Annotated in this window: 24 protein-coding genes and 1 riboswitch; of the genes, 21 read left to right on the top strand and 3 right to left on the bottom strand. The window is 62.4% G+C overall.

From position 1 onward, the window contains the following. Window positions 1–389 precede the first annotated feature (389 nt). From QMX88_RS06900 to QMX88_RS06815, 18 genes are all read left to right on the top strand, one after another. Window positions 390–1,451 (top strand): DUF2066 domain-containing protein, encoded by a 1,062-nt coding sequence (locus QMX88_RS06900; RefSeq protein WP_282367614.1) that lies wholly within the window; start codon window positions 390–392, stop codon window positions 1,449–1,451. A 54-nt stretch (window positions 1,452–1,505) separates the two neighbouring features. Further along, entirely contained in the window at window positions 1,506–2,579 is a 1,074-nt protein-coding gene (locus QMX88_RS06895) for an AI-2E family transporter (protein ID WP_282367596.1), read from the top strand. A 216-nt stretch (window positions 2,580–2,795) separates the two neighbouring features. Beyond that, the gene (hda, locus tag QMX88_RS06890) at window positions 2,796–3,500 is read left to right on the top strand and encodes a DnaA regulatory inactivator Hda (RefSeq protein ID WP_074890952.1); all 705 of its coding nucleotides are present in this window, start codon (window positions 2,796–2,798) and stop codon (window positions 3,498–3,500) included. An 8-nt stretch (window positions 3,501–3,508) separates the two neighbouring features. Continuing rightward, a complete protein-coding gene (locus QMX88_RS06885) occupies window positions 3,509–4,282 on the top strand; it encodes an NAD-dependent deacylase (protein WP_192172857.1) in 774 nt (257 codons plus the stop codon). A gap of 66 nt (window positions 4,283–4,348) precedes the next feature. After that, window positions 4,349–5,038 (top strand): C40 family peptidase, encoded by a 690-nt coding sequence (locus QMX88_RS06880; protein ID WP_282367589.1) that lies wholly within the window; start codon window positions 4,349–4,351, stop codon window positions 5,036–5,038. 87 nt (window positions 5,039–5,125) lie between these two features. Further along, window positions 5,126–5,662 carry a C40 family peptidase gene (locus QMX88_RS06875; protein ID WP_192172855.1) on the top strand — a complete coding sequence of 179 codons (537 nt, stop codon included), beginning with the start codon at window positions 5,126–5,128 and terminating at the stop codon, window positions 5,660–5,662. A 127-nt stretch (window positions 5,663–5,789) separates the two neighbouring features. Further along, window positions 5,790–6,015: riboswitch (cobalamin riboswitch) on the top strand. A gap of 107 nt (window positions 6,016–6,122) precedes the next feature. After that, window positions 6,123–6,734, top strand: coding sequence for a cob(I)yrinic acid a,c-diamide adenosyltransferase (cobO, locus tag QMX88_RS06870; protein WP_282367588.1), 612 nt, complete (start codon window positions 6,123–6,125; stop codon window positions 6,732–6,734). After that, entirely contained in the window at window positions 6,731–8,032 is a 1,302-nt protein-coding gene (locus tag QMX88_RS06865; RefSeq protein ID WP_282367585.1) for a cobyrinate a,c-diamide synthase, read from the top strand. Before cobO ends, QMX88_RS06865 begins: the two co-directional genes overlap by 4 nt. A gap of 165 nt (window positions 8,033–8,197) precedes the next feature. Continuing rightward, entirely contained in the window at window positions 8,198–8,848 is a 651-nt protein-coding gene (gene bluB / locus QMX88_RS06860; protein WP_192172852.1) for a 5,6-dimethylbenzimidazole synthase, read from the top strand. Next, window positions 8,845–9,753 carry an adenosylcobinamide-phosphate synthase CbiB gene (gene cbiB, locus QMX88_RS06855; protein ID WP_192172851.1) on the top strand — a complete coding sequence of 303 codons (909 nt, stop codon included), beginning with the start codon at window positions 8,845–8,847 and terminating at the stop codon, window positions 9,751–9,753. The genes bluB and cbiB overlap by 4 nt, the downstream gene beginning before the upstream one ends. After that, a complete protein-coding gene (gene cobD, locus QMX88_RS06850) occupies window positions 9,746–10,750 on the top strand; it encodes a threonine-phosphate decarboxylase CobD (protein WP_282367581.1) in 1,005 nt (334 codons plus the stop codon). Before cbiB ends, cobD begins: the two co-directional genes overlap by 8 nt. Continuing rightward, the gene (locus tag QMX88_RS06845) at window positions 10,747–12,216 is read left to right on the top strand and encodes a cobyric acid synthase (RefSeq protein WP_282367579.1); all 1,470 of its coding nucleotides are present in this window, start codon (window positions 10,747–10,749) and stop codon (window positions 12,214–12,216) included. The genes cobD and QMX88_RS06845 overlap by 4 nt, the downstream gene beginning before the upstream one ends. After that, window positions 12,216–12,737 carry a bifunctional adenosylcobinamide kinase/adenosylcobinamide-phosphate guanylyltransferase gene (gene cobU / locus QMX88_RS06840; protein ID WP_282367577.1) on the top strand — a complete coding sequence of 174 codons (522 nt, stop codon included), beginning with the start codon at window positions 12,216–12,218 and terminating at the stop codon, window positions 12,735–12,737. The genes QMX88_RS06845 and cobU overlap by 1 nt, the downstream gene beginning before the upstream one ends. Further along, window positions 12,734–13,786, top strand: a complete 1,053-nt coding sequence (gene cobT, locus QMX88_RS06835) for a nicotinate-nucleotide--dimethylbenzimidazole phosphoribosyltransferase (protein ID WP_282367575.1) — start codon at window positions 12,734–12,736, stop codon at window positions 13,784–13,786. Before cobU ends, cobT begins: the two co-directional genes overlap by 4 nt. Beyond that, window positions 13,783–14,355 carry an alpha-ribazole phosphatase family protein gene (cobC, locus tag QMX88_RS06830; protein WP_282367573.1) on the top strand — a complete coding sequence of 191 codons (573 nt, stop codon included), beginning with the start codon at window positions 13,783–13,785 and terminating at the stop codon, window positions 14,353–14,355. Before cobT ends, cobC begins: the two co-directional genes overlap by 4 nt. Further along, on the top strand, window positions 14,356–15,093 hold the full coding sequence (locus QMX88_RS06825; RefSeq protein ID WP_282367571.1) for an adenosylcobinamide-GDP ribazoletransferase: 738 nt from the start codon (window positions 14,356–14,358) through the stop codon (window positions 15,091–15,093). A 67-nt stretch (window positions 15,094–15,160) separates the two neighbouring features. Continuing rightward, window positions 15,161–16,108, top strand: a complete 948-nt coding sequence (locus QMX88_RS06820; protein ID WP_282367569.1) for a GlxA family transcriptional regulator — start codon at window positions 15,161–15,163, stop codon at window positions 16,106–16,108. 93 nt (window positions 16,109–16,201) lie between these two features. Next, on the top strand, window positions 16,202–16,753 hold the full coding sequence (locus QMX88_RS06815) for a glutathione peroxidase (RefSeq protein WP_282367567.1): 552 nt from the start codon (window positions 16,202–16,204) through the stop codon (window positions 16,751–16,753). A 110-nt stretch (window positions 16,754–16,863) separates the two neighbouring features. Here QMX88_RS06815 and QMX88_RS06810 read toward each other — a convergent pair whose 3' ends face one another. The 3 genes from QMX88_RS06810 to QMX88_RS06800 form a co-directional block, all read right to left on the bottom strand. Next, entirely contained in the window at window positions 16,864–18,156 is a 1,293-nt protein-coding gene (locus tag QMX88_RS06810) for an OmpP1/FadL family transporter (protein ID WP_192172842.1), read from the bottom strand. 138 nt (window positions 18,157–18,294) lie between these two features. Further along, window positions 18,295–18,786: a hypothetical protein gene (locus QMX88_RS06805; RefSeq protein WP_282367564.1), complete on the bottom strand. Its 492-nt coding sequence runs from the start codon at window positions 18,784–18,786 to the stop codon at window positions 18,295–18,297. 291 nt (window positions 18,787–19,077) lie between these two features. After that, window positions 19,078–19,302, bottom strand: coding sequence for a hypothetical protein (locus QMX88_RS06800; RefSeq protein WP_122535677.1), 225 nt, complete (start codon window positions 19,300–19,302; stop codon window positions 19,078–19,080). A gap of 1,080 nt (window positions 19,303–20,382) precedes the next feature. Here QMX88_RS06800 and rmuC point away from each other — a divergent pair. From rmuC to QMX88_RS06785, 3 genes are all read left to right on the top strand, one after another. Continuing rightward, window positions 20,383–21,747 carry a DNA recombination protein RmuC gene (gene rmuC, locus QMX88_RS06795; RefSeq protein WP_282367612.1) on the top strand — a complete coding sequence of 455 codons (1,365 nt, stop codon included), beginning with the start codon at window positions 20,383–20,385 and terminating at the stop codon, window positions 21,745–21,747. A gap of 363 nt (window positions 21,748–22,110) precedes the next feature. After that, on the top strand, window positions 22,111–23,562 hold the full coding sequence (locus QMX88_RS06790; RefSeq protein WP_282367560.1) for an NCS1 family nucleobase:cation symporter-1: 1,452 nt from the start codon (window positions 22,111–22,113) through the stop codon (window positions 23,560–23,562). A gap of 182 nt (window positions 23,563–23,744) precedes the next feature. Continuing rightward, window positions 23,745–23,870, top strand: coding sequence for a PA1414 family protein (locus tag QMX88_RS06785; RefSeq protein WP_122535674.1), 126 nt, complete (start codon window positions 23,745–23,747; stop codon window positions 23,868–23,870). Window position 23,871: the final 1 nt, after the last annotated feature.

Here is a 23,871-nt window from a genome sequence, read left to right as displayed (position 1 = left end):
CACCGGCGTCGATGTCAACACCGGCGTCTTTGTAGCTCAGGGATGGTTGCTTGCTCATGATCCAGGCCTTTAGGGGGGGATTCGGGGTAACGACCGAGTGGCAACGACGCGGGGCCTTGTCATCGCCGGTCTGCGAAGGCGCGCGATTTTATCAGGGTTGGGCGCAAGCGGCCATCCTTGGGCCGACGGGCTGGACTGTCGTGAAGAAAAAATAACCCGGTTTATCCCGCCGCACCCGTTCGTCGCTGGCGGGATCCGGTGTAACGTTGGCGCCTGAGTGAGCGATTCGGGCGCGTCTGCGGTCAGAGTCGGGTCACTCATGTTCATGCAGCTATTTATAGCGTTGCCTTTTTACCCAGCGGGAATCCTTCATGCGTCCACCTTCCTTCATGCGCCTAAAAAACTGCCTGTTCGTGGGTTGCCTCTCATTGATGAGTCTGCCGGCGTTCGCCGAGACGGTGAACAATCTCTATCAGGTGCGCGAGCCCGTCAGCGGCCAGACCCCGGACGAAAAAACCCGCGCCACCCAGGCCGCGCTGGAAACCCTGGTCATCCGCCTGACCGGCGACCCAAAGGCCGTGCAGAACGGCGGCCTTGCCGAGGTGCGCAAGGACCCTCAGCAAATCATCAGCCAGTACGGCTACGACGCCGGCCCGCCCGAAACCCTGCAGGTCGATTTCGACCCGACGAGCACCGAACGCGTCATGCGTCAGGCGGGGCTGTCGTTGTGGGGCACCAACCGTCCGGTGATCATGGCCTGGTGGCTGAACGACGCCACTGACGGCGCCAACCTGGTCGGCGACGGCCAAGCCTCCGCCGAACCTCTGCGTCGCGCTGCCCAACATCGCGGTCTGCCGTTGCGTCTGCCGCTGGCGGACCTTGGCGAACAAGGCATCGGCAACGCCAAGACCCTCGACGGCAACAACGTCGGCCCGCTCAAGGAGGCTTCCGAGCGTTACGGTTCGGACGCGATTCTGGCGGTTCACGCGCAGGAAAACGGCGGCCAGTGGCAGGGCAAATGGCACCTGTGGCTGGGGGACAAGATTGAGCAGGGCAGTGCCAGCGGCGCGAGCTCGGCGGAACTGGCCGACGCGGTACTGTTGGCAGTAAGCCAGCGACTGGCGCCACGCTTCGTGGTCAAGCCGGGTGCCTCGACGGGCATGGTGCTGGATGTGCAGGGCATGAATCTTGAGCGTTACGCGCAGCTGTTGCGCCTGCTCGAACCGTTCGGCGGCCGCCTGAAATCAGCCGACGGTGATCGCATCGCGTTCGACGTCAGCGGCAGCCCCGATCAGTTGCGTTCCCAACTGGCGCTGGCGAAACTGCAGGAAGTGCCGGCCGGTGAAATCGCCAGCGCGCCGGTCAACGCCGCGCCCGTTGCTGCGGACGGCACGCCGGTAGCGCCGCAGCCGCCTGCTGTTTCGGACAGCGCATTGCACTTCCGTTGGTGAACAGGTTCATAACGACGTTGCTCGAAGCACATCATCCTGGGGAAAGAGGCAGTAATGACTGATACGCGTCGTTGGTTCTGGCTGGGCGGGGTTGTCCTGGTCTGTTTGTTCGTCTGGCTGCTGCATTCGATTCTGACGCCGTTCCTTGTGGCGCTGCTGCTGGCGTACATGGGCGATCCGCTGGCAGACCGGCTGGAAAAACTGAAGCTGTCCCGCACCATGAGTGTGGTGACCGTGTTCCTGTTGTTCACCCTGATTTTCATGGGCCTGCTGCTGGTGCTGGTGCCAATGCTGGCCAAGCAGCTTTACCGCCTGTACGAACTGGCACCGCAAATCCTCGACTGGCTGCAACACACCGCCATGCCGTGGGCGCAGGCCAAGTTGGGGCTGGCAGACGGCTTCTGGAAGTTCGACAAGGTCAAGGCGGCGATCTCGGAGCACATGGGCCAGACCGGCGACATCGTCGGCATCGTCTTGTCCCAGGCCACGACCTCGACCCTGGCGCTGATCGGCTGGCTGACCAACCTGGTGCTGATCCCGGTGGTCTGCTTCTATCTGTTGCGTGACTGGGACGTGATGATGGCGAAGGTGCGCAGCCTGCTGCCCCGTCACCGCGAGAAGAAGATCGTCGCGCTGGCGGACGAGTGCCATGAGGTATTGGGTGCGTTCATTCGCGGCCAGTTGCTGGTGATGGTCGCGCTGGGCGTGATTTACGCCGCCGGCCTGATGCTGGTCGGGCTGGAGCTGGGTCTGTTGATCGGTGTCATTGCCGGCCTGGCGGCCATCGTGCCATACATGGGTTTCGTGATCGGCATCGGCTCGGCGATTCTGGCGGGCTTCTTCCAGTTCGGCGGCGACCTGTATCCGATGCTGGGCATCGTCGCGGTGTTCATGGTCGGTCAGGCACTGGAAGGCATGGTGCTGACCCCGTTGCTGGTGGGTGATCGCATCGGTCTGCACCCGGTTGCGGTGATCTTCGCGATTCTGGCGGGCGGCGAGCTGTTCGGGTTCACCGGCATCCTGCTGGCCCTGCCGGTGGCGGCGGTGATCATGGTCCTGGTGCGCCATGTTCATGACCTGTACAAGGATTCGGACATCTACGGCGGTCTGGACGACCCGGATCTCTGATTCCCGCGAATCAGGATGCGTACCGGCGCGCGGTGCTCACCGCGCGCCTCCTTTCTCGGCGGGTTTTGCCCGTATTCCCCAGTGATACCAGTGACATACGCAAGCCTTTGATTTTGCTGGCGGTCTGCCGCATTGTGCGGCCAGCCCTGCGGGTATAGACTTTGCGCACTTTTCACAGAGGCCCCTTGGCGGTTCGTCACGAACCGTTCAGCCAGCATGAAACCAGTTCAGCTGCCCCTGAGTGTGCGTCTGCGTGATGACGCCACCTTCATCAATTACTATCCAGGCGCCAATGCCGCTGCACTCGGCTATGTCGAGCGGCTGTGCGAAGCCGAGGCCGGCTGGACGGAAAGCCTCATCTATCTGTGGGGCAAGAACGGGGTAGGGCGCACGCACCTGTTGCAGGCTGCCTGCCTGCGATTCGAACAGATGGGCGAGCCAGCGGTTTATCTGCCGATGGCCGAGCTGCTCGATCAGGGCATCGGCCTGTTCGATCATCTGGAGCAGTACGAACTGGTGTGCCTCGATGACCTTCAGGCGGTGGTTGGCAAGCCTGAATGGGAAGAGGCCTTGTTCCACCTGTTCAACCGGCTGCGCGACAGTGGCCGACGCTTGCTCATCGCCGCGTCATGCTCGCCCCGGGAGCTGCCGGTCAAGCTGGCGGACTTGAAATCACGGCTGACCATGGCGCTGGTGTTCCAGATGCGCCTGTTGTCCGACGAAGAAAAACTCCGCGCCCTGCAATTGCGCGCGTCCCGCCGGGGCCTGCACCTCACCGACGAAGTGGGGCATTTCATCCTCACCCGCGGCAAGCGCAGCATGAGTGCGCTGTTCGACCTGCTTGAACAGCTCGATCAAGCCTCACTGCAGGCCCAGCGCAAGCTGACCATTCCGTTCCTGAAAGAAACCCTCGGTTGGTAAGCGCGTCCGTGGTCGATCAGGCTTTGGTCCTGCAAACCGCCGCGGCCCTGCGCCATGCCACACGCATCCTGATCATCACCGGTGCTGGCCTTTCGGCGGATTCGGGTTTGCCGACCTATCGCGGTGTCGGTGGTCTGTACAACGGCGAGACCGACGACGGCCTGCCGATCGAAATGGCGTTGTCCGGCCCGATGCTGCGTCGTGATCCGGCGCTGTGCTGGAAATACATTGCACAATTGGGCAGCGCTTGCCTGGGCGGACGTCCCAATGCGGCGCACTATGCCATCGCCGAATTGCAGCGGCGCAAGCCGGAATGCTGGGTGTTGACGCAAAACGTCGACGGCTATCATCGCGCTGCGGGCAGTCCGCCAGAACGCCTGATCGAAATTCATGGCCAGTTGGCGCCGCTCTACTGTCAATCTTGTGGCGCCGAGGATCCGCTGTTGAGCGAGCGCCTCAACCGACCACTGCCACCGCTGTGCGCCCGCTGCACTGGCGTTTTGAGGCCATCGGTGGTGTTGTTTGAGGAGATGTTGCCAGAGTTGGCACTGAACGTGCTTCAGGAAGAGATGGCAAAAGGCTTTGACGCTGTGCTCAGCATTGGAACCACCGCCAGCTTCCCATACATTCATGAGCCCATGCTGCGCGCTCGGGTGACGGGAGGCTTTACTGCCGAGATAAACCCTTCGCCGACCGATCATTCCGCGCACATGGATGCGTTTCTGCGGTGTAGAGCCTTAGAAGTGATGGACGACATCGTAAGTCACATTTGTTTCGATTGAATTTGCAAATGGGTACGATTGAAGGCATAGTCTCGGCTTCTTTACACTTCAGCCACGGTCGTGCACATGCTAAACCGCTTCGCACCCCTCGTGCCTCTCGCACTCGTAACGCTGTTGTTCGGCTGTGCGGCCCAGATGCCGACGTCGCAACAACAGTCGCAAAGCCCCCAGTTCCGGGACTCTGCCACCGCTCAATCCGCCAGCAATCGTGCCGATTACGCATCCTCCGTACTGGATGACGAAGTCGCCACCGAAGACGAGCTCGCTCAATTTGCCGATAACAAGCCGTACCGCCTGCCGGTTCTGGCTGACAGCATCCTCGAGCGCGGCAAATCCCTGATAGGCACTCGCTATCGCTTCGGCGGCACGTCGACCACCTCTGGTTTCGACTGCAGCGGTTTCATCGGTTATCTCTTCCGCGAAGAGGCGGGCATGAGCCTGCCGCGTTCCTCCCGCGAAATGATCAACATCGACGCCCCTCTCGTTAAACGCAATGACCTCAAGCCAGGCGACCTGCTGTTCTTCAGCACTGCCGGCCGTGGTCGTGTCAGCCATGCGGGCATCTACCTGGGCGATGATCAATTCATCCACTCCAGCAGCCGCCGCAGCGGTGGTGTCCGCGTCGACAGCCTCGACGATGCTTACTGGGCCAAGACGTTCATCGAAGCCAAACGCGCGCTGGCGATGGCACCCTCAACGGTACCTGCAACCACCACCGCGATGAGCTCGACTACAATCAAGCGCCAAACCCGTTAATTCCGGGCGCGCAAAGGGCTAACCCCTCTTGCGCGCGACCCCGGCCCTCGGCAAAGTAAGCTGCATCCCGCACAGGTTGTCGTGTTTATGTCGTTAACGGTTCGCCTGATCGTCGCCTCTCTGGCTGTGCTGCTGGCCGCATGTTCCAGCACTCCACCGCCTGCTCCACGCAAGGTCGTCTACCGGCCTGTGGTCTCCGCTCCTCCCCAGTTTTCTTCACCGCTCGCCGACGACGTTCTGTTGCGCGCGATCGGCCTCGTTGGCACGCCCTATCGCTGGGGCGGCAACACGCCTGATTCGGGTTTCGATTGCAGCGGCCTGATCGGCTATGTCTACCACGACGCTGCCGGTATCACCTTGCCGCGATCCACGCGGGAAATGATCACCCTGCGTGGCCCGGACATCGACCGCAGCCAGTTACAGACCGGTGATCTGGTGTTCTTCGCCACGGGCGGCGGCTCCCACGTCAGCCACGCCGGCATCTACGTCGGGGAAGGGCGATTCGTTCATGCACCGGCCACCGGCGGCACCGTCAAACTCGACAGCCTGGACAAGCCTTATTGGCAAAAGGCCTGGCTGAATGCCAAGCGCGTTATCCAGCCGTCGAACTTGGCCAGGCAATAGTCGTTTTTGAGGCAACGTGTTCATGGGCTGTTGCTGCAGGAACACCTGTGCACTCCAGGGTGAGATCCCGTTAACCCGTGGGCGCTCTGCCCACGGGTCGATTGACGCTCCCCAGTCAACCCTCTAACCTTCGCGCCATGTTTCAGGTGCCCGGGACCTTGTTGGTCCACAGGGTGAAACAGGGAAGCCGGTGCGATTGCTCGTGCGATCAATTCCGGCGCTGCCTCCGCAACGGTAAATGAGTCAAGGCCACGCACAATGCCACTGTGTTCGCTGAGCATGGGAAGGCGCCTGGCCTGCCACGGTTGTGGCAACTCATGAGTCCGGAGACCGGCCTGATCCATCGAACAGCATCACGGAGGGCGATGCTCTGCTGCAGGCCGGGCCTTGTCCGGTGCCTGCTGACAGTCTTTGCCTGTGCCCTCCGTTTGCCACACCTGCCCTCAAGCGGAGAGCTGAGATGAGCGAATCCCCCGAACGTGACGAACGCCACCTGGCGCGCATGCTGCGCAAAAAGGCGGTGATGGACGAGCGCATTTCCAGCGCGCCAAATGAATGCGGATTGCTGTTGGTCCTGACCGGCAACGGCAAAGGCAAAAGCAGCTCGGCCTTCGGCATGCTGGCCCGCGCCATGGGCCATGGCATGCAGTGCGGCGTCGTGCAGTTCATCAAAGGCCGCCACAGCACCGGCGAAGAGCTGTTCTTCCGCCGCTTTCCCGAACAAGTGCGTTACCACGTGATGGGCGAGGGCTTCACCTGGGAAACCCAGGACCGCCAGCGTGACATTGCCGCGGCCGAAGCCGCCTGGGCCGTGACCCGGGAAATGCTCAAGGACGCCTCTATCGGCATGGTCGTGCTTGATGAGCTGAACATTGCCCTCAAGCACGGCTATCTGGACCTGGAGCAGGTGCTGAGCGATTTGCAGGCACGCCCGCCGATGCAGCACGTGATCGTCACCGGTCGCGGGGCGAAGCAGGAACTGATCGACTTGTCCGATACCGTTTCCGATATCGGCGTGGTCAAGCATGCCTTTCAAGCCGGCATCAAGGCGCAGAAAGGCATCGAACTGTGAGTGAGCGCCAGCCCCGGCACTGCCCGGCAGTATTGATCGCCGCGCCCGCGTCCGGTCAGGGCAAAACCACCGTCACCGCCGCACTGGCCCGTCTGCATCGCAATCAGGGGCGCAAGGTGCGGGTGTTCAAATGCGGGCCGGACTTTCTCGACCCGATGATTCTCGAACGCGCCAGCGGCCATCCGGTGTACCAACTGGACATGTGGATGATCGGCGAGGCCGAAAGCCGGCGCCTGTTGTGGGAAGCCGCCGCCGACGCCGACCTGATCCTCATCGAAGGCGTCATGGGCTTGTTCGACGGTACGCCGTCCAGCGCAGACCTGGCCCGGCGTTTCGGCGTGCCGGTGCTGGGGGTGATTGACGGCACGGCCATGGCCCAGACCTTTGGCGCCCTGGCGCTGGGGTTGGCGCGCTATCAGCCGGATCTGCCATTCGCCGGCGTGCTGGCCAATCGCGTCGGCACAGTGCGCCACGCGCAGTTGCTCGAAGGCAGCCTGACCGAAGGCCTGCGCTGGTACGGCGCGTTGTCCCGTGAAACCGGCATTGAGCTGCCCAGCCGGCACCTCGGGCTGGTTCAGGCGAGCGAACTGAATGATCTGGACATGCGCCTCGACGCTGCTGCCACCGCGCTGGCCAGCACCTGCGACGCCACGTTGCCACCGTCCGTGACCTTTACCGCGCCGGAATTCGTGCCGGCCGAACCGCTGCTGGCCGGCGTGAAAATCGCCATCGCCCACGACGAGGCGTTTGCGTTTTTCTACGGTGCCAGCCTCGACCTGTTGCGGGAGATGGGCGCCGAACTGTCGTTCTTTTCGCCGATCCGCGACCGCGAATTACCCGACGCCGACAGCCTGTATCTGCCGGGCGGTTACCCGGAACTGCATCACACGGCGCTGGCGGAAAACCACAGCATGCTCGCCGCGATTCGCGCGCACCACGCCGCCGGCAAACCCTTGCTCGCCGAATGCGGCGGGATGTTGTATCTGCTCGATGCCCTGACCGATGTCGACGGCCAGCGCGCCGAAGGGGTGGGCTTGCTCAAGGGGGAAGCCGTGATGCAAAAGCGTCTGGCCGCCCTGGCCCTGCAATCGGTCGAGCTGCCGGAAGGCACCCTGCGCGGCCACACCTATCACCACTCCCTGACCAGCACCGAGCTGACTCCCATCGCCCGCGGCCTCAGCCCCAATGGCGGGCGCGGCGCCGAAGCGGTGTACCGCGAAGGGCGCATGACTGCGTCCTACGTGCATTTCTACTTCCCCTCGAATCCCCAGGCGATGGCGGCGCTGTTTTTGCCATGAGCCCATCTAATTCAACCGCCGCATTCTGTGGGAGCGAGCCTGCTCGCGAAGTGGGCGCGTCCGATCCCACTCCTTGTCTGAAAAACCGCTTTCGCGAGCAAGCTCACTCCTACATGGGGCGCATCGCAGGTGATTGCTGTGTTTCACGCGCGGGACAGGCGAGCCATGACTGAACACACCTTCACTGACCCCGAACGCGCCGCCGTTTACCGCGCCATCGCCGAGCGTCGCGACATGCGTCACTTCTGCGGGGGCACCGTCGCGCCGGAGTTGCTGGCCCGTCTGCTCGAAGCCGCCCACCACGCGCCGAGCGTCGGTTTGATGCAGCCGTGGCGTTTCCTGCGCATCACCGATCCGGCCTTGCGCACGCAGATTCAGGCGCAGGTGGAGGAGGAACGCATTCGCACCGCCGAAGCCTTGGGCGAGCGGTCCGACGATTTCATGAAGCTGAAGGTCGAGGGCATCAGCGACTGCGCCGAGGTATTGGTCGCTGCGTTGATGGACGACCGCGACAAACACATCTTCGGCCGCCGGACCCTGCCGGAAATGGACATGGCGTCGTTGTCTTGCGCGATCCAGAACCTCTGGCTGGCGGCCCGTGCCGAGGGCCTGGGCATGGGCTGGGTGTCGCTGTTCGATCCCCAGGCCCTGGCGGATCTGCTGAAGATGCCAACCGGTTCAAAACCCCTGGCGATCCTGTGCCTCGGCCCGGTCAAGGAATTTTACCCGGCGCCGATGCTGGTGCTGGAGGGCTGGGCGCAGCCGCGCGCGTTGCAAGAGTTGGTCTACGAGAACACATGGGGAGTGATTGCATGAGTGTGGCGTTATTGAGCGTCGCCGGGGTCGCGCTGGACGCGTTGCTCGGCGAGCCAAAACGGAACCACCCGCTGGTGGCGTTCGGCCGTTTTGCCGAGCGCATCGAACAGCGCCTGAATGCTGCCGGCCGGGGCTGGCGCAGCCATGGCGTGACGGCGTGGTTCATCGCCGTGATTCCGCTGACCCTGATCGCCACGTTGCTCAGCTGGCTGCCGTTCGTTGGCTGGCTGGTGGAAGTGCTGGCGCTGTACTGCGCGTTGGGTCTGCGCAGTCTGGGCGAGCACGTCGAGCCGGTCGCCCAGGCGCTGCGCAGCGACGATCTGCCCGAAGCGCGTCGGCGCGTCGGCTATCTGGTCAGTCGCCAGACCGCCGAGCTGGACAGCACCGAAGTGGCCCGTGCGGCCACCGAATCGGTGCTGGAAAACGGCAGCGACGCGGTGTTCGCGGCGATCTTCTGGTTCGTCGTGCTGGGCGCGCCGGGCGTTGTGCTCTATCGCCTGAGCAACACCCTCGACGCCATGTGGGGCTATCGCAACGAGCGCTTCGAACGCTTCGGCTGGGCGGCGGCGAAAATCGACGACTTGCTCAACTACATTCCTGCACGATTGGTGGCGTTGACCTACGCGCTGCTGGGCAACACCCGACTGGCCCTGCGCTGCTGGCGCACCCAGGCCCCGAAGTGGGACAGCCCCAACGCAGGCCCGGTGATGGCCGCCGGCGCCGGTGCGCTGGGCGTCGAGCTGGGTGGCCCGGCGATTTATCACGGCGAGCTGCATGAGCGCGCGACCCTGGGCGAAGGCGTGCCGGCGGACGCGGACTCCATCGATCGAGGCTGGCAACTGGTGCAGCGCGGCGTGTGGCTGTGGTTGCTGATTTTGTGTCTGGGGACAGAATTCTATGCTTGAACACGGCGGCCGATTGCGTGGCGCAGTCCTGAAATATGGCATTGATGAGGCGGACTGGCTGGACCTGTCCAGCGGGATTTCGCCGTGGTCGTGGCCAATCCCGGCGATCCCGGAAGCGGCCTGGGCGCGCCTGCCGGAAACCGATGACGGTCTGGAAGCCGCCGCCCGCCGCTACTACGGCGCCACGGACGTACTGCCGGTGGCCGGTTCCCAAGCGGCGATTCAGGCGCTGCCGCGTCTGCGCCAGGCCGGCAAGGTCGGTGTGCTGTCGCCCTGCTACGCCGAGCACGCCGAGGCCTGGCGCAACACCGGTTTTCTGGTGCGCGAAGTGCTTGAGCACGAAGTGGAGCGGTTCATCGACACCCTTGATGTGCTCGTCGTGGTCAACCCGAACAACCCCACCGGCCTGAGCCTCACGCCCGAACGCCTGCTGGAATGGCACACGCGGCTGGCCCAGCGTGGTGGTTGGCTGGTGGTCGACGAAGCGTTCATGGACAACACGCCGGAGTTGAGCCTGGCGGCTTACACCCAGCGTTCGGGGCTCATCGTATTGCGCTCGTTCGGCAAGTTCTTCGGGCTGGCCGGTGTGCGCCTGGGTTTTGTGCTGGCGGAGCCGCGCTTTCTCAAAGTCATGGCGCGGCAGATCGGACCTTGGTCCGTCAGCGGGCCAACCCGCATCATCGGTCAGGCCTGTCTCAACGACGTGGCCGGGCATCAACGCCAGCGCCAGCGCACCGAGCAGGCCAGTCAGCGTCTGGTTGATGTGCTCAGCCGCCACGGCTTCGCGCCCAAGGGCGGCTGCGCGCTGTTTCAGTGGCTGATCACGCCGCTGGCGGAAGAACTGTATGAGTTCTGCGCACACCGGGGCATCCTTCTGCGGCTTTTTATTAACAACAGCAACAACAACAGCAGCCTGCGTTTCGGCCTGCCCCGCGAGGACGCCGACTGGCAGCGTCTGGAACAGGCACTGAGCGAATTCTCCCGGGAGCGCCCATGAACATCGGCAAAACCCTGATGGTGCAGGGCACCACGTCCGACGCCGGTAAAAGCACGCTGGTGACGGCGCTGTGCCGCTGGCTGACCCGACAGGGCGTGCGCACCGTGCCGTTCAAACCGCAGAACATGGCGCTCAACAGCGCAGTGACCGCGGACGGCGGCGAGATCGGCCGCGCCCAGGCCGTGCAAGCCCAGGCCTGCGGCCTCGAACCCCACACCGACATGAACCCGGTGCTGCTCAAACCCAACAGCGACACGGGCGCGCAAGTGATCATTCACGGGCGCGCCGTCACCACCATGAACGCCGTCGCCTACCACGACTACAAAGCCATCGCGATGCAGGCCGTACTCGCTTCCCATCGCCGCCTCAGCGAGGGCTGGCCGGTGGTCATGGTCGAAGGCGCCGGGTCGCCGGCCGAGATCAACCTGCGCGCCGGCGACATCGCCAACATGGGCTTTGCCGAGGCAGTGGATTGCCCGGTGCTGCTGGTGGCGGACATCAATCGCGGCGGGGTGTTTGCCCATCTGGTCGGCACGCTGGAATTGCTGTCGCCCAGCGAACAGGCGCGGGTCAAAGGTTTCATCATCAATCGCTTTCGCGGCGACATCGCGCTGCTTCAGCCCGGCCTCGACTGGCTCGAACAGCGCACCGGCAAACCGGTGGTGGGCGTGCTGCCCTACGTGATGGACTTGCATCTGGAGGCTGAAGACGGCCTCGATCAGCGCCAGACCGACAAGGCCGAGCAGGTGCTCACTGTCATCGTGCCGGTCCTGCCGCGCATCAGTAACCACACCGACTTCGACCCGCTGCGCCTGCACCCCCAGGTCAATCTGCAATTCGTCGGCCCTGGGCAGGCGATTCCCGGCGCTGACCTGATCATCCTGCCCGGCTCGAAAAGCGTGCGCAGCGATCTCGCCTATCTGCGCGCCAACGGTTGGGACACCGCCATTAGCCGCCACCTGCGTTACGGCGGCAAAGTGCTGGGCATCTGCGGTGGCCTGCAAATGCTGGGCGAAGAGTTGCACGACCCGCACGGACTGGAAGGCGCGGCGGGTTCAAGCCCGGGCCTGGGGCTGCTGGCCCTGAGCACGGTGCTGGAAGAAGAGAAACAGCTGCGCAATGTGAGCGGGCGGCTGACCCTCGAAGACGCCGACGTCAGCGGCTACGAGATTCATGCCGGCGTGACCACCGGCGCGGCGCTGGAGCGTCCGTTGGTCCAGCTGGCCGACGGTCGTTGCGATGGCGCGTGCAGTCCTGACGGCCAAGTGCTCGGCACGTACCTGCACGGGCTGTTCGAGAATCCTGCGTCGAGCAGCGCGTTGCTGCGATGGGCCGGGCTGCAGAATGTGCAATTGGTGGATTACCACGCCCTGCGCGAGCGCGACATCGAGCGCCTGGCCGATCTGGTGGAAACCCACCTGGACGGCACATTACTGCGTGAACTCTGCGGCCTGGAGCAACCCTGATGCTGCAATTGATCCTCGGCGGCGCACGATCCGGCAAAAGTCGGCTGGCTGAAAAGCTCGCCAGCGACAGCGGCCTCGACGTCATCTACATCGCCACCAGTCAGCCTCTGGACGGCGAAATGAACCAGCGCGTCGCCGTGCACCGCGAGCGTCGTCCGGCGGAGTGGGGGCTAGTCGAAGAACCTGTCGAACTGGCGCGCGTTCTGCGGGAAAACGCCGGGGAGGGCCGCTGCCTGTTGGTGGATTGCCTGACCCTGTGGCTGACCAATCTGCTGATGCTGGACGATCCGCAGCGGCTGGTTCAAGAGCGCGAAGCCTTGCTCGATGGCCTGGCGGAACTGCCGGGCGAAATCATTTTTGTCAGCAACGAAACCGGGCTGGGCGTCGTGCCCCTCGGTGAGCTGACCCGTCGTTATGTCGATGAAGCCGGTTGGCTGCATCAGGCGCTGGCCGAACGTTGCCAGCGCGTGGTGTTCACCGTCGCCGGACTGCCCATGATCCTGAAAGGACCCGCACTATGAGTACCGCCTGGTGGCTCGCGCCTGCCCGAGAAGTCGATCACGCCAGCCGCGAAGAAGCGTTGGCCCGTCAGCAGCAACTGACCAAACCGACCGGTTCTTTGGGTCGGCTGGAAGAGGTAGCGGTGCAACTGGCCGGCCTGCAGGGTCGCCTGAAACCGGAGGTCGATGAGGTCTGGATCGCGATTTTTGCCGGCGATCACGGCGTGGTCGCTGAAGGGGTTTCGGCCTACCCCCAGGAAGTCACCGGGCAGATGCTGCACAACTTCATCATGGGCGGCGCGGCCATCAGCGTGTTGGCGCGGCAGCTGTCGGCGCAGCTGGACGTAGTCGATCTGGGCACCGTTGCCCCATTGGACTTGCCGGGCGTGCGGCACCTCAACCTCGGCCCGGGCACCGCGAATTTTGCCCAGGGCCCGGCGATGACTGAGGCGCAACTTCACGCTGCGCTCGATGGCGGTCGCGACAGCGTGCTGCGCGCCAAGGCCGCAGGCGCCGAGTTGTTTATCGGCGGCGAAATGGGCATCGGCAACACCACCGTCGCCAGTGCGCTGGCGTGCGCGTTGCTCGATTGCGCCGCCGCCTCGCTGGCCGGCCCCGGCACCGGCCTGGATGCCGAAGGCGTGAGCCACAAGGCGCAAGTGATCGAACGTGCCCTGCGGCTGCATGCCGCTTCTGTCGGTGACGCGCTGTCCAGTCTGCGCGCCCTCGGTGGTTTTGAAGTCGCGGCGCTGGGCGGCGCCTATCTGGCCTGCGCGCAGGAGGGCATCGCTGTACTGGTCGATGGTTTTATCTGTTCCGTGGCGGCGCTGGTGGCGGTGCGCATTAATCCGTCGTGCCGGGAGTGGTTGTTCTTCGGCCATCGCGGTGCCGAGCCGGGCCATCGCCTGGTGCTGGACGCGCTGCAGGCCGAGCCGTTGCTGGACCTGGAATTGCGTCTGGGCGAAGGCAGTGGCGCGGCGCTGGCGGTGCCATTGTTGCGTCTGGCCTGCGAGCTGCATAAAGGCATGGCGACCTTCGCCGAAGCCGCCGTGGCAGATCGCCCGGCATGACGCTGCGTCTGGATTTGCTGCGCCACGGTGAAACCGAATTCGGCGGCGGCCTGCGCGGCAGCATCGACGACGCGCTGACCGACATCGGCTGGCAGCAGATGCGTGCGGCGGTGGCTGATCGTGGGCCTTGGGACCGGATCGTCAGCTCGCCACTGCAACGCTGCGCCCGTTTCGCCGACGAGCTGGCCGGGCGGCTGGGCTTGCCCGTAGAATTGGAAGCCGGACTTCAGGAATTGCATTTCGGTGACTGGGAAGGCCAGAGCCCTGCGCAATTGATGGAAACCGATGCTGCGGGGTTGGGACGTTTCTGGGAAGATCCGTACGGGTTTACGCCGCCCAATGGCGAGCCTGTTCAGGTATTTGCCACCCGCGTGCTGACCGCTGTTGAGCGGTTGCAGCGGGCGTATGACGGACAGCGCATTCTGCTGATTAGCCATGGCGGGGTGATGCGTTTGCTGCTGGCCCGCGCCCGCGGTCTGCCCCGCGAACACTTGCTGCAGGTCACCGTGGCCCACGGTGGTATGTTCGGTCTCGCCGTTCAGGCCGACGGTGAGTTGACGGAGGTTTAAATGCTGCCGTTCCGGATCGCCTTGCAGTTCCTCAGCAGCCTGCCGATTCGCCTGCCGGGCATGCCGACGCCCCAGGAATCGGGGCGCTCGCTGCTGTTTTACCCGCTGGTGGGTTTGCTGTTCGGCGTGCTGTTGATGGCGCTGAATCATCTGCTCGACGGAGCGCCGATGTTGTTGCATGCCGCTTTGCTGCTGGCGGCATGGGTGATGCTCAGCGGTGGGCTGCACCTGGATGGCCTGGCCGACAGCGCCGACGCCTGGCTCGGTGGTTTCGGCGACCGCGAACGCACGCTGCTCATTATGAAGGATCCGCGCAGCGGCCCGATTGCGGTAGTCACGCTGGCGGTGGTGTTGTTGTTGAAATTCAGCGCGCTGCTGGCGTTGATTGAGGCGCACACGGGCGTTGGCCTGCTGCTGGCCCCGGTGATTGGCCGCGCGGCGATGCTGGCGCTGTTTCTGAACACGCCGTATGTGCGCGCCGGCGGGCTGGGCCAGGCGCTGGCCGATCACCTGCCGCGCAAGACGGGCGTGCGGGTGCTGGCGGCGGTGGCGGTGGTCTGCGTGCTCATCGGTGGCGGCGCCGCGGCGTGGGTGCTGGTGGTGACAGCGTGTGGCTTCTTCTGGCTGCGTCGGGTGATGATGCAACGGCTGGGCGGCACTACCGGCGACACCGCTGGCGCGATGCTCGAACTGCTGGAAACCCTGGTGCTGGTGACGTTGGCGCTGATGTGCGATTGATTTGTGGGAGCGCCACCCCGGTCGCTCCCACAGGATCTGCGGTCGGCTGATCATTCTGAGAGGTGTCATGCATAGCGTTGCGCTGGTGGTGTACCCGCAATTTCAGTCCCTTAGCCTGTCGGTCGGGTCCGTGCTGACCTGCGCGAACCTGATGCAGGGCGAGGCGGCGTACTCCTTTCATCTGGTGTCGGAAAGCGGCGGGGCGGTGATGTCGTCCGAAGGCTTTTCGGTCAATACCACGCCATTGCAGGCCGACGGTTACGACACCATCATCGTCAGCGGTTATATGGACCTGCAATTGCCGACTCCCAGCCTGCTTGAGTTCGTGCGCACTGCGTCGGCTCAATCGCGGCGGGTGGCGTCGCTGTGCACGGGCGGGTTTGTGCTGGCAGAGGCCGGTTTGCTCGACGGCAAGCGCGCCACCATGCACTGGATTCACGCCCCCGAGTTTCGCAAGCGCTACCCGAACGTTCGCGTCGAGGACGACAAACTGTTTACCGTGGACGGCCAGATCTGGACCGGGGCGGGCATGAGCGCCGGCCTTGATCTCGCACTGGCGATGGTCGAGAACGACCTCGGCGCCGACATCGCCCGGCAGGTCGCGCGCAAGCTGGTGATCTATCAACGTCGTGGCAGCGAGCATTCCCAGTTGTCGACGCTGCTGGAACTGGACCCCAAGTCCGACCGCGTGCAGCTGGCGATGGCCTACGCCCGCGAGAACCTCAAAAGTGATCTCTCCATTGATGCACTTGCCGCCATCGCCCGCTTGAGTCCTCGTCAATTCAGTCGGGTGTTCCGCGAGGAGACCGGCCAGACCCCGGCGAAAGCCATCGAATGCCTGCGGGTGGAAGTGGCACGGGCGATGATGGAAACCAGTCGGCACCCCATTGAAGTGGTCGCCCGGGAGACCGGTTTCGGCGATCGGGAAAGGATGCGCCAGGCGTTTCTGCGCAACTTCGGCGAACCTCCCCAGGCGATCCAGCGGGCGTTCACGGCCACCGACAAAGCCAGCTGATAGCCCGTTTGGTTGGCGCTAGGCATTCATCGCGCGGCGGAGTAGCGTAGCGGCAGCCCCACCTTTCCTGCCCGCTCATGAATGGACGTCGCCATGGCCCTACGCTGGATTCACGCGCCGCTGTTGTTGCTTGCCCTCAGTGGCGCCGCGGCGGCCGCCGATTGCCCGCCACTGCTGCAGGGCGACCTGCCCAAGCTGCGGGCGAAACAGGATATCGACCTGTGCAAACAGTTCGCCGGAAAGCCCATGCTGGTGGTCAACACCGCGAGCTTCTGTGGCTTTGCGCCGCAGTTCAAAGGGCTGGAAGCGCTCAATCAGCGCTTCAAGGGTGAGGGGCTTGAAGTCCTCGGGGTGCCCTCGGACGACTTTCTGCAGGAATCCAAAGACGCTGCCGAGACCGCCAAGGTCTGCTACGTGAACTACGGCGTCACGTTCACCATGACCGAACCGCAGCCGGTGCGTGGCGCCGATGCCATCAACCTGTTCAAGGGGCTCGCCGAGCAAAGCAATCCGCCGCGCTGGAACTTCTATAAATACGTGGTCAACCGCAAAGGCAACGTGGTTGCCAGCTTTTCCAGCAACACCGCGCCGGACGATCCCGAGCTGATTTCCGCCATCGAGAAGGCTATCGCTTCGAAGCCGTGAAGGCGCGCTGAGGCAGAGCAGACTGGCCACAAGGAAAAACCCCGCAGCCATCACTGGTTGCGGGGTTTTTGGTCTGGCGAACAGGTGATCTGCCTGTCCCGCCCACTGCATCAGAAGCGGTAGGTCATGCCGACGCCGAAACCGTTGGCGCTGTTGTCGTACTTGGCGTTGTAGCTTTGACCCAGAGCGTTCGAGTCGGCGACCTTGACCTTCTCTTCCTGCAGGTAGGAGTAGGCCACATCGATGGTGATGTCGTCGGTCGGGCTGTAACCGGCGCCCAGACTGAAGATCGTGCGATCGCCTGTCGGGATGCGCGGCGAGCGGTTCTCGTTGTTGGTCGGCGACTGGTCGAACGACAGACCGGTACGCAACACCCACTGCTTGTTCAACTGATACGACGTACCCACGGCGTAGGCCCAGGTGTCGTGCCAGTTCTGCTCTTCGGTGATGGTACCGACCAGGCTTGGCGCAGCAACGCCACCCGCGCGAGTGACGCCCGAATTCTTCACGGTGATGTCTTCCAGACGGCTCCAGCGTGTCCAGGTGGCCCCCGCGTAAAGTTTCCAGGCATCGTTCATCTTCTGCGTGACCGAGAAGTCCACGGTTTCAGGCGTGTCGATGTTCAGCTTGGCGTCGTATCGACCCGCGCCCAGTACTTGGGCAGGCACGCCTGCGCCCGGAGTCACTTCAGTGTGGCCTTCGAGGTTGTAGGTCACTTTGGAGTGGTAGGTCAGGCCGACGCTGGTGGTATCGGTGGCTTGCACCAGGATACCGGCGTTGAAACCGTAACCGACGTCATCACCCTTGACCTGCACGCGGCCGTCGCCGGTGCGGGCACCCAGCAGCGGGCTGACATTGAGTGCCGATTCCAGCGCACCGGAAATACGGTTGATGGTCGGGCCGAAGCCGATCGACACCTTGTCGTTGAATGCGTAGCTGACGGTCGGCTGGAAGGTTACGACCTTGACGATGCTCTTGCTGCCGAAGTTGCGGCCCTGGAAGTTGTCTTCATAGTCGGTGACCAGGCCGAATGGCGCGTAGACACCGAAGCCGAACGCCCAGTGCTCGTCGACCGGGTTCACGTAGAAGCCCATCGGCACGGCGATGAAAGGAACCATGTCGCCTTTGTTGGAACCGGTGCTGCGGCCGCTGGTGTCGGTGATGTCGGTCGAGGCATCGATTGCGGCGACCCCCACGGTCGCCTGCGCGCGCTTGAGGCGCGACATGCCGGCCGGGTTGCCGTACACGATGCTGGCGTCATCGACGGACGAGGTACGGCCCGCAAAACCGGTCCCCATGCCGCTGATGCTTTGTTCGTTCAGGGCAAAGCCGGAGGCGAAAATCTGAGTAGAGGCAAGAGTGATGGCGAGACTGAGGCTGGATTTGATCATTGTTTTTTTCATTGTTAGAACTCCTGTTGATCACCGCGCGGAAATTACCAATATTTCTGCCAGCGCGCTATAGCCTGGATCAGCCGATTTAGAGCGGTTCTTGTAGGACAATCCTGAAAGTTCGCGGCTTTTTCAGTCAATACCAATCGGTCACGAAATGGCCGTCGAGGGCTGAAACAAGGGGCTGACCCATGTTTGCCAGGCCGAGGTGAAATCCTGCAGTTGGCCGCCGGGCTGAAATATCTCGCGCCACAGTTGCGCCATGGCCAACGAATCATCTGCATCCGGAAGCGAAATATGGCTCGCCTCGACCATCAACCACGCGATGGCGGTCGAATAACGCAGGTTGACCGTCAGTTCCAGATCGGGGCCAGTGAGGAACGCGTGCTGGCTCGCCAGGCCCCGAACGAGGCTGGCAAGGTCCGGATCGCGGGCGAGGTACTCGTCCCAAAGCTGGCGGTGCTGGGTGTCCGCAATGCTGTAAAGCCCATGGCCGCGCGGGTTGTCCAGCTCGGCGCCTAGCGCGGACTGGCTGGCGGCGACCCCCAGCAGCAAGGATTCGGCGGCCCGATTGGCTCGGCCGAGATAGAGAAGCGTCGGGCGGATGACGTAGCGACACAGTTCACTGGCGGCGATTCCCATAACACCCTCGGGGAGTTGATGAGTCGGCGGGCCCTGGCGCTTGGCAGCAGTGATGGAGTGGGCCCACCGGCAGCGACCTGCGCCGCTTACTTGAAGTGTAGTGTGATATTTACGGTGTAAAGGCCTGTTTTACGGCGAGTTCCCGGTCGGCATGTACGGCGTGACTGGTATTCATTACTGCATCTGTCGCTTTTTCTGTAAGTAAAACAGATACAAAAAAGCCCCACCGTTATCGGGTGAGGCCTTGTCGATGCAGCGATATTTACCGACGGACGGTATCAGGCAACGGTATCAAGCAACCAGGGCCTGACGCGTACGGTCGATTACAGCCTGCAGCGGAGCATCGGTGGAGTATTGATCCGGGTACAAACGCTCGCTATGGCGGGCGATGCCGTGTTCGTTGACGATGGTGAAGCTGAAGCAGCCTTTGCGGGTTGCCATGATCAGGCAGTTCATCGGGGCAAAAGCGTTGGTCAGTGTACGAATAGCGTTTTGAGTCTGGATATGAGTAGTCATGTTATGGGTGTTTCCTGAATCGACACGCAATAAGAGGCGTGCAAAATAAAAACGTTCCAGTAAACGCGGACCGATGCTCGAATGCGAGTCAGTGGCAGGGCGCAGAACCTGTCTGGAACAAAAAGCAGCCAGTTGAGCGCATTTAAAATGTGGCGCGGGGCTGACTGGTAGGTACTTAGGAGGGCAGGCAACACAACGCGAGCTAAGGTTCGATGCTCGAGGTGCAGATCCTGATCAATTTGCAGGCTGGTTGATAAGAGCATGAATGATCTGCACACCCCTCCGTTTCGACGGCAGGTCGTGTGAGTTCATGTCTGGAAACCATCGAGGTGATCGATCCCTGTTTTCAATCCGTTCGCTCAGTTGACGGACCTGGATTGGGGGATTTGTTCGATCAGAATTGACTTTCAGCTTGGTACTAACGGCGGCGATGCTAATGGAGTTCCAGGAACAACGCAAGCGCTGACTTGCAATAAGTTAGCTAAGCGGCATAACGCGGGGCAGAAAATACTACAGCATATGGAGCGAGAAGGGTGGCCCCATGCCTTGTTTTCGCGAATTTTGAGCGAATGCCATGGCTATGGAAACCGGCTTAGGTGCAGACGAAATTCACTTGTGCACATTGCGAAAGGTATCTGTCATGTCACTGTCACGTCGTCCGCTAACCGCTTGATTTAATGCAACGAATTATTAAGTCAATGAAAACCATCGTTTTTTTACGCTGGTGAAAAAATCGTCAGTTTGAACGCAGGCCCCATTCTACGTGCGTTTGCGAGAGCTTAAGGGGTGTTGTCCACTGAGTTATCCACAGGTTCTGTGGATTGTCCCAAGCGCTGGCTCTACCACGCTGCTTCTGAAGCATTCGCTCGTATTTTTGTCTTGGCCTGACACTGATTTATCCGGATCGGACGTCGAGCTCGCTTCTGCGCATAATGCTGTCTGCCTGAATGTCGGAGTCTGGATTTTATGGTGTTTGAGTTAACCAGCCTGTTGCTGGGATTGGCGGTGGCGGCGGTGCCTTTGCTGGGGCTGGCGTGGCAGTTGCAGCGGCGTCTGGCGCAACGGGAGGCGGACGCCGCGTTGCTAGACGAGCGTTTGAGTAACGCTCAGATGGCGCAGGATGGGCTCAATGCTCAGTTGGATGCCAGCCGCGACGAGATCAGTGATCTCGCCCAGGCCAATGCGGTGAAGCAGGCGGACCTCGCAGCACTGCGCCGGGAAGTGGAGTTGCTGCGCCAGCAGCATGAAGGCGCGCGCGAGGCCCAGGAAGACTGGGGCCGCGAACGGACCGCCAGAGAGGCCGAGCTGCGCCGACTCGACGCCCAGTGCGCATCCCTTGGCGCCGAGCTGCGCGAACAACAGGACAGTCACCAGCAGCGCCTCACCGATCTGCAGGGCTCCCGCGACGAGCTGCGTGCGCAGTTCGCAGAACTGGCCGGCAAGATTTTCGATGAGCGCGAACAGCGCTTCGCCGAGACCAGTCAGCAGCAGCTGGGGCAGTTGCTCAATCCGCTCAAGGAACGCATCCAGTCGTTTGAAAAGCGCGTCGAAGACAGTTACCAGAACGAAGCCCGCGAACGTTTCTCTTTGAGCAAGGAGCTGGAGCGTTTGCAGCAGCTCAACCTGCGCCTGAGCGATGAGGCAAACAACCTGACCCGTGCACTGAAGGGCCAGAAGACCCAAGGCAACTGGGGCGAACTGATTCTGGAGCGGGTGCTCGAACATGCCGGTCTTGAAAAGGGCCGCGAGTACCAGACCCAGGTCAGCCTGAAGGGGCCCGACGGCGAGCGCTTCCAGCCTGACGTGTTGATCATGCTGCCTGGCGATAAGCAGGTCGTTGTCGACGCCAAGGTCAGTCTGACGGCCTATCAGCAGTACGTGTCGGCCGACGATGAGGTGATTTCCCAGGCGGCGCTGAAGCAGCACGTGCTGTCCCTGCGCAATCACGTCAAAGGCTTGTCCGGCAAAGACTACAAACGCCTTGAAGGGCTGCACAGCCTCGATTTCGTTTTGCTGTTCGTGCCGATCGAAGCGGCGTTCTCTGCGGCGTTGCAGGCCGAGCCCAACATGTTCCAGGAGGCCTTTGATCGCAACATCGTGATCGTCAGCCCGACCACGCTGCTGGCGACGCTGCGGGTCATCGACAGTCTGTGGAAGCAGGAGCGGCAGAGCCAGAATGCCCGGGAGATCGCCGAGCGGGCAGGGTGGCTCTACGACAAATTCGTACTGTTCATCCAGGACCTGGACGAAGTCGGCAACCGTCTTCAGCAGCTGGACAAAGCTTACGGCGCCGCGCGTAACAAGCTCGTCGAGGGGCGCGGCAATCTGGTCAGCCGCAGCGAACAGCTCAAGCTGCTCGGCGCGCGGGCCAGCAAGAGTCTGCCGGCGGATCTGCTGGAGCGGGCGATGACTGACCCGGATGGACTGGCGCAGTTGCCCGAGTGAATCGGGACTGTTTGTTACGAGGATGCGATAGCACGCGGGCTGATAAGTTGGAACAAAGCTCGCGGTGATCGTATACACATTTTCCCTCTCCCTTTTGCCCGTCTCCTGCCCCATGAAAACGCACCGACATTGGTCACGGTGCACTGCGGGCAGGCGCGGCGTCTGCAATCCCCCGTTTTGAAATCTAAAATTTCGGTGTCTTCGGTTGCTGGAAACCCGCTGTTTTGGCGCCTTGCCAGCGGTTTTGGTCCGCAATGGCACGCATTCTGCCTCTCGCTTCGTATACAACCCACACTCGCTCCCGTACGCAGTGTGCGCACGTGTGATGTCGGGAGCCGGTTCGTCCTTTAAGGGAGAAATGCGATGACCGAGCCATTGCCCAAGGGCTACAGCCCCCGCCTGTACAACGAGGACCTGGGTCCCGTGCCGCAGAAGTGGACCTGGTACAACATTTTTGCGTTCTGGATGAGTGATGTGCACAGCGTGGGCGGCTACGTCTTCGCCGCCAGCCTGTTCGCCCTCGGGCTGGCGAGCTGGCAGGTGCTGATCGCGCTGCTGGTGGGCATCTGCATCATTCAGGTGATCGCCAACCTGTTGGCCAGGCCCAGTCAGCAGGCAGCCGTGCCGTATCCGGTGATCTGTCGTCTGGCCTTTGGCGTGTTCGGTGCGAATATTCCTGCGGTGATTCGTGGCCTGATCGCCGTGGCGTGGTACGGAGTGCAGACGTACCTGGCTTCAAGCGCGCTGATCATCGTAGTGCTGCGCTTTTTCCCACACATGTCGGTCTACGCAGAACCGCACTTTGCCGGCTTGTCCTACCTCGGGTGGATGGGCTTCCTGGTGCTTTGGGTGGTACAGGCTGCGGTGTTCTGGACCGGCATGGATTCGATCCGCCGGTTCATCGATTGGGCTGGGCCCGTGGTCTATGCCGTGATGTTCATTCTGGCGGGCTGGATTGTCTGGAAAGCGGGCTGGGCCAACATCAGCTTCACCCTCTCCGAGAAATCCCTGACCGGCTGGGAAGCGTTCTCCCAAGTGATCATGGCCACGGCCCTGGTGGTGTCCTACTTCTCGGGTCCTACGCTCAATTTTGGCGATTTCAGTCGCTACTGCCGGAGCATGTCTGAAGTGCGTCGCGGCAATTTCTGGGGCCTGCCGATCAACTTTCTGGCATTTTCGCTGGTAACCGTCGTCATCGTTTCGGGAACGCTGCCGGTGTTCGGCGAGATGCTCCATGACCCGATCGCCACCGTGGCCCGCATCGACAACGACGTTGCAGTACTGCTCGGAGCGTTTGCCTTCGTGACCGCCACAATCGGCATCAACATCGTCGCCAACTTCGTGTCACCGGCCTTCGACTTCGCCAACGTCGCCCCCAGCAAGATCAGCTGGCGTGCAGGCGGGATGATCGCGGCAGTGGCGTCGGTCTTCATTACGCCCTGGAACCTGTTCAACAACCCCGCCGTCATCCATTACACGCTGGACGTGCTGGCGGCGTTCATCGGGCCGTTGTTCGGCATCCTGCTGGTGGACTATTACGTGATCAAGAAGCAGCAGATCGACGTCGATGCGCTGTTCAACGATGGGCCGACCGGGCGCTATTGGTACACCGGCGGGGTGAACTACACGGCGGTCAAGGCATTGATCCTGGCAACGGTGGCGGGCATTGCGATCACCTTCGTCCCGGCGTTGCAGCCGATGGCCAACTTCGCATGGTTTACAGGATGTTTCCTTGGCGGCGGGCTGTTCTATCTGTTCGCCAGACGCCGCCAGGCCCATGAATGTGCGGCTTTCACGGCTGTGGGCGCCGGTTGACCGCCTTGCCGTTTGTCGCGTGAAGTCTTCGAATGGGCGATTAGCAGTGTCATAACGTCATGTAGGGCAAAAAATTCCTGCCGCGACACTCGGTAGCAGGCGTAAAGTGCGCCTTAGCACTATGATCTGCTCTAGGCAGTTCGGACATTGGCTGCCGAGTATTTCCCTGAAGGGGGCGTTATATGAACAGCAAATTGCAAGAATGGCTTCACGATGTAGGCGTCGCGCTCGGGTTGATCGAAAAGCCAAAGCTGCAACCCATTCCCGTGCGCAGCAATGATGATGAGCGTCGTCGTCCACGGCGCTAAG

The sequence above is a fragment of the Pseudomonas sp. PS02290 genome (genome assembly GCF_029960075.1).
Lineage (GTDB): Bacteria > Pseudomonadota > Gammaproteobacteria > Pseudomonadales > Pseudomonadaceae > Aquipseudomonas.
The sequence above is the reverse complement of the archived record's forward strand: the minus strand, read 5'-3'. Positions and strand labels throughout refer to the sequence as shown.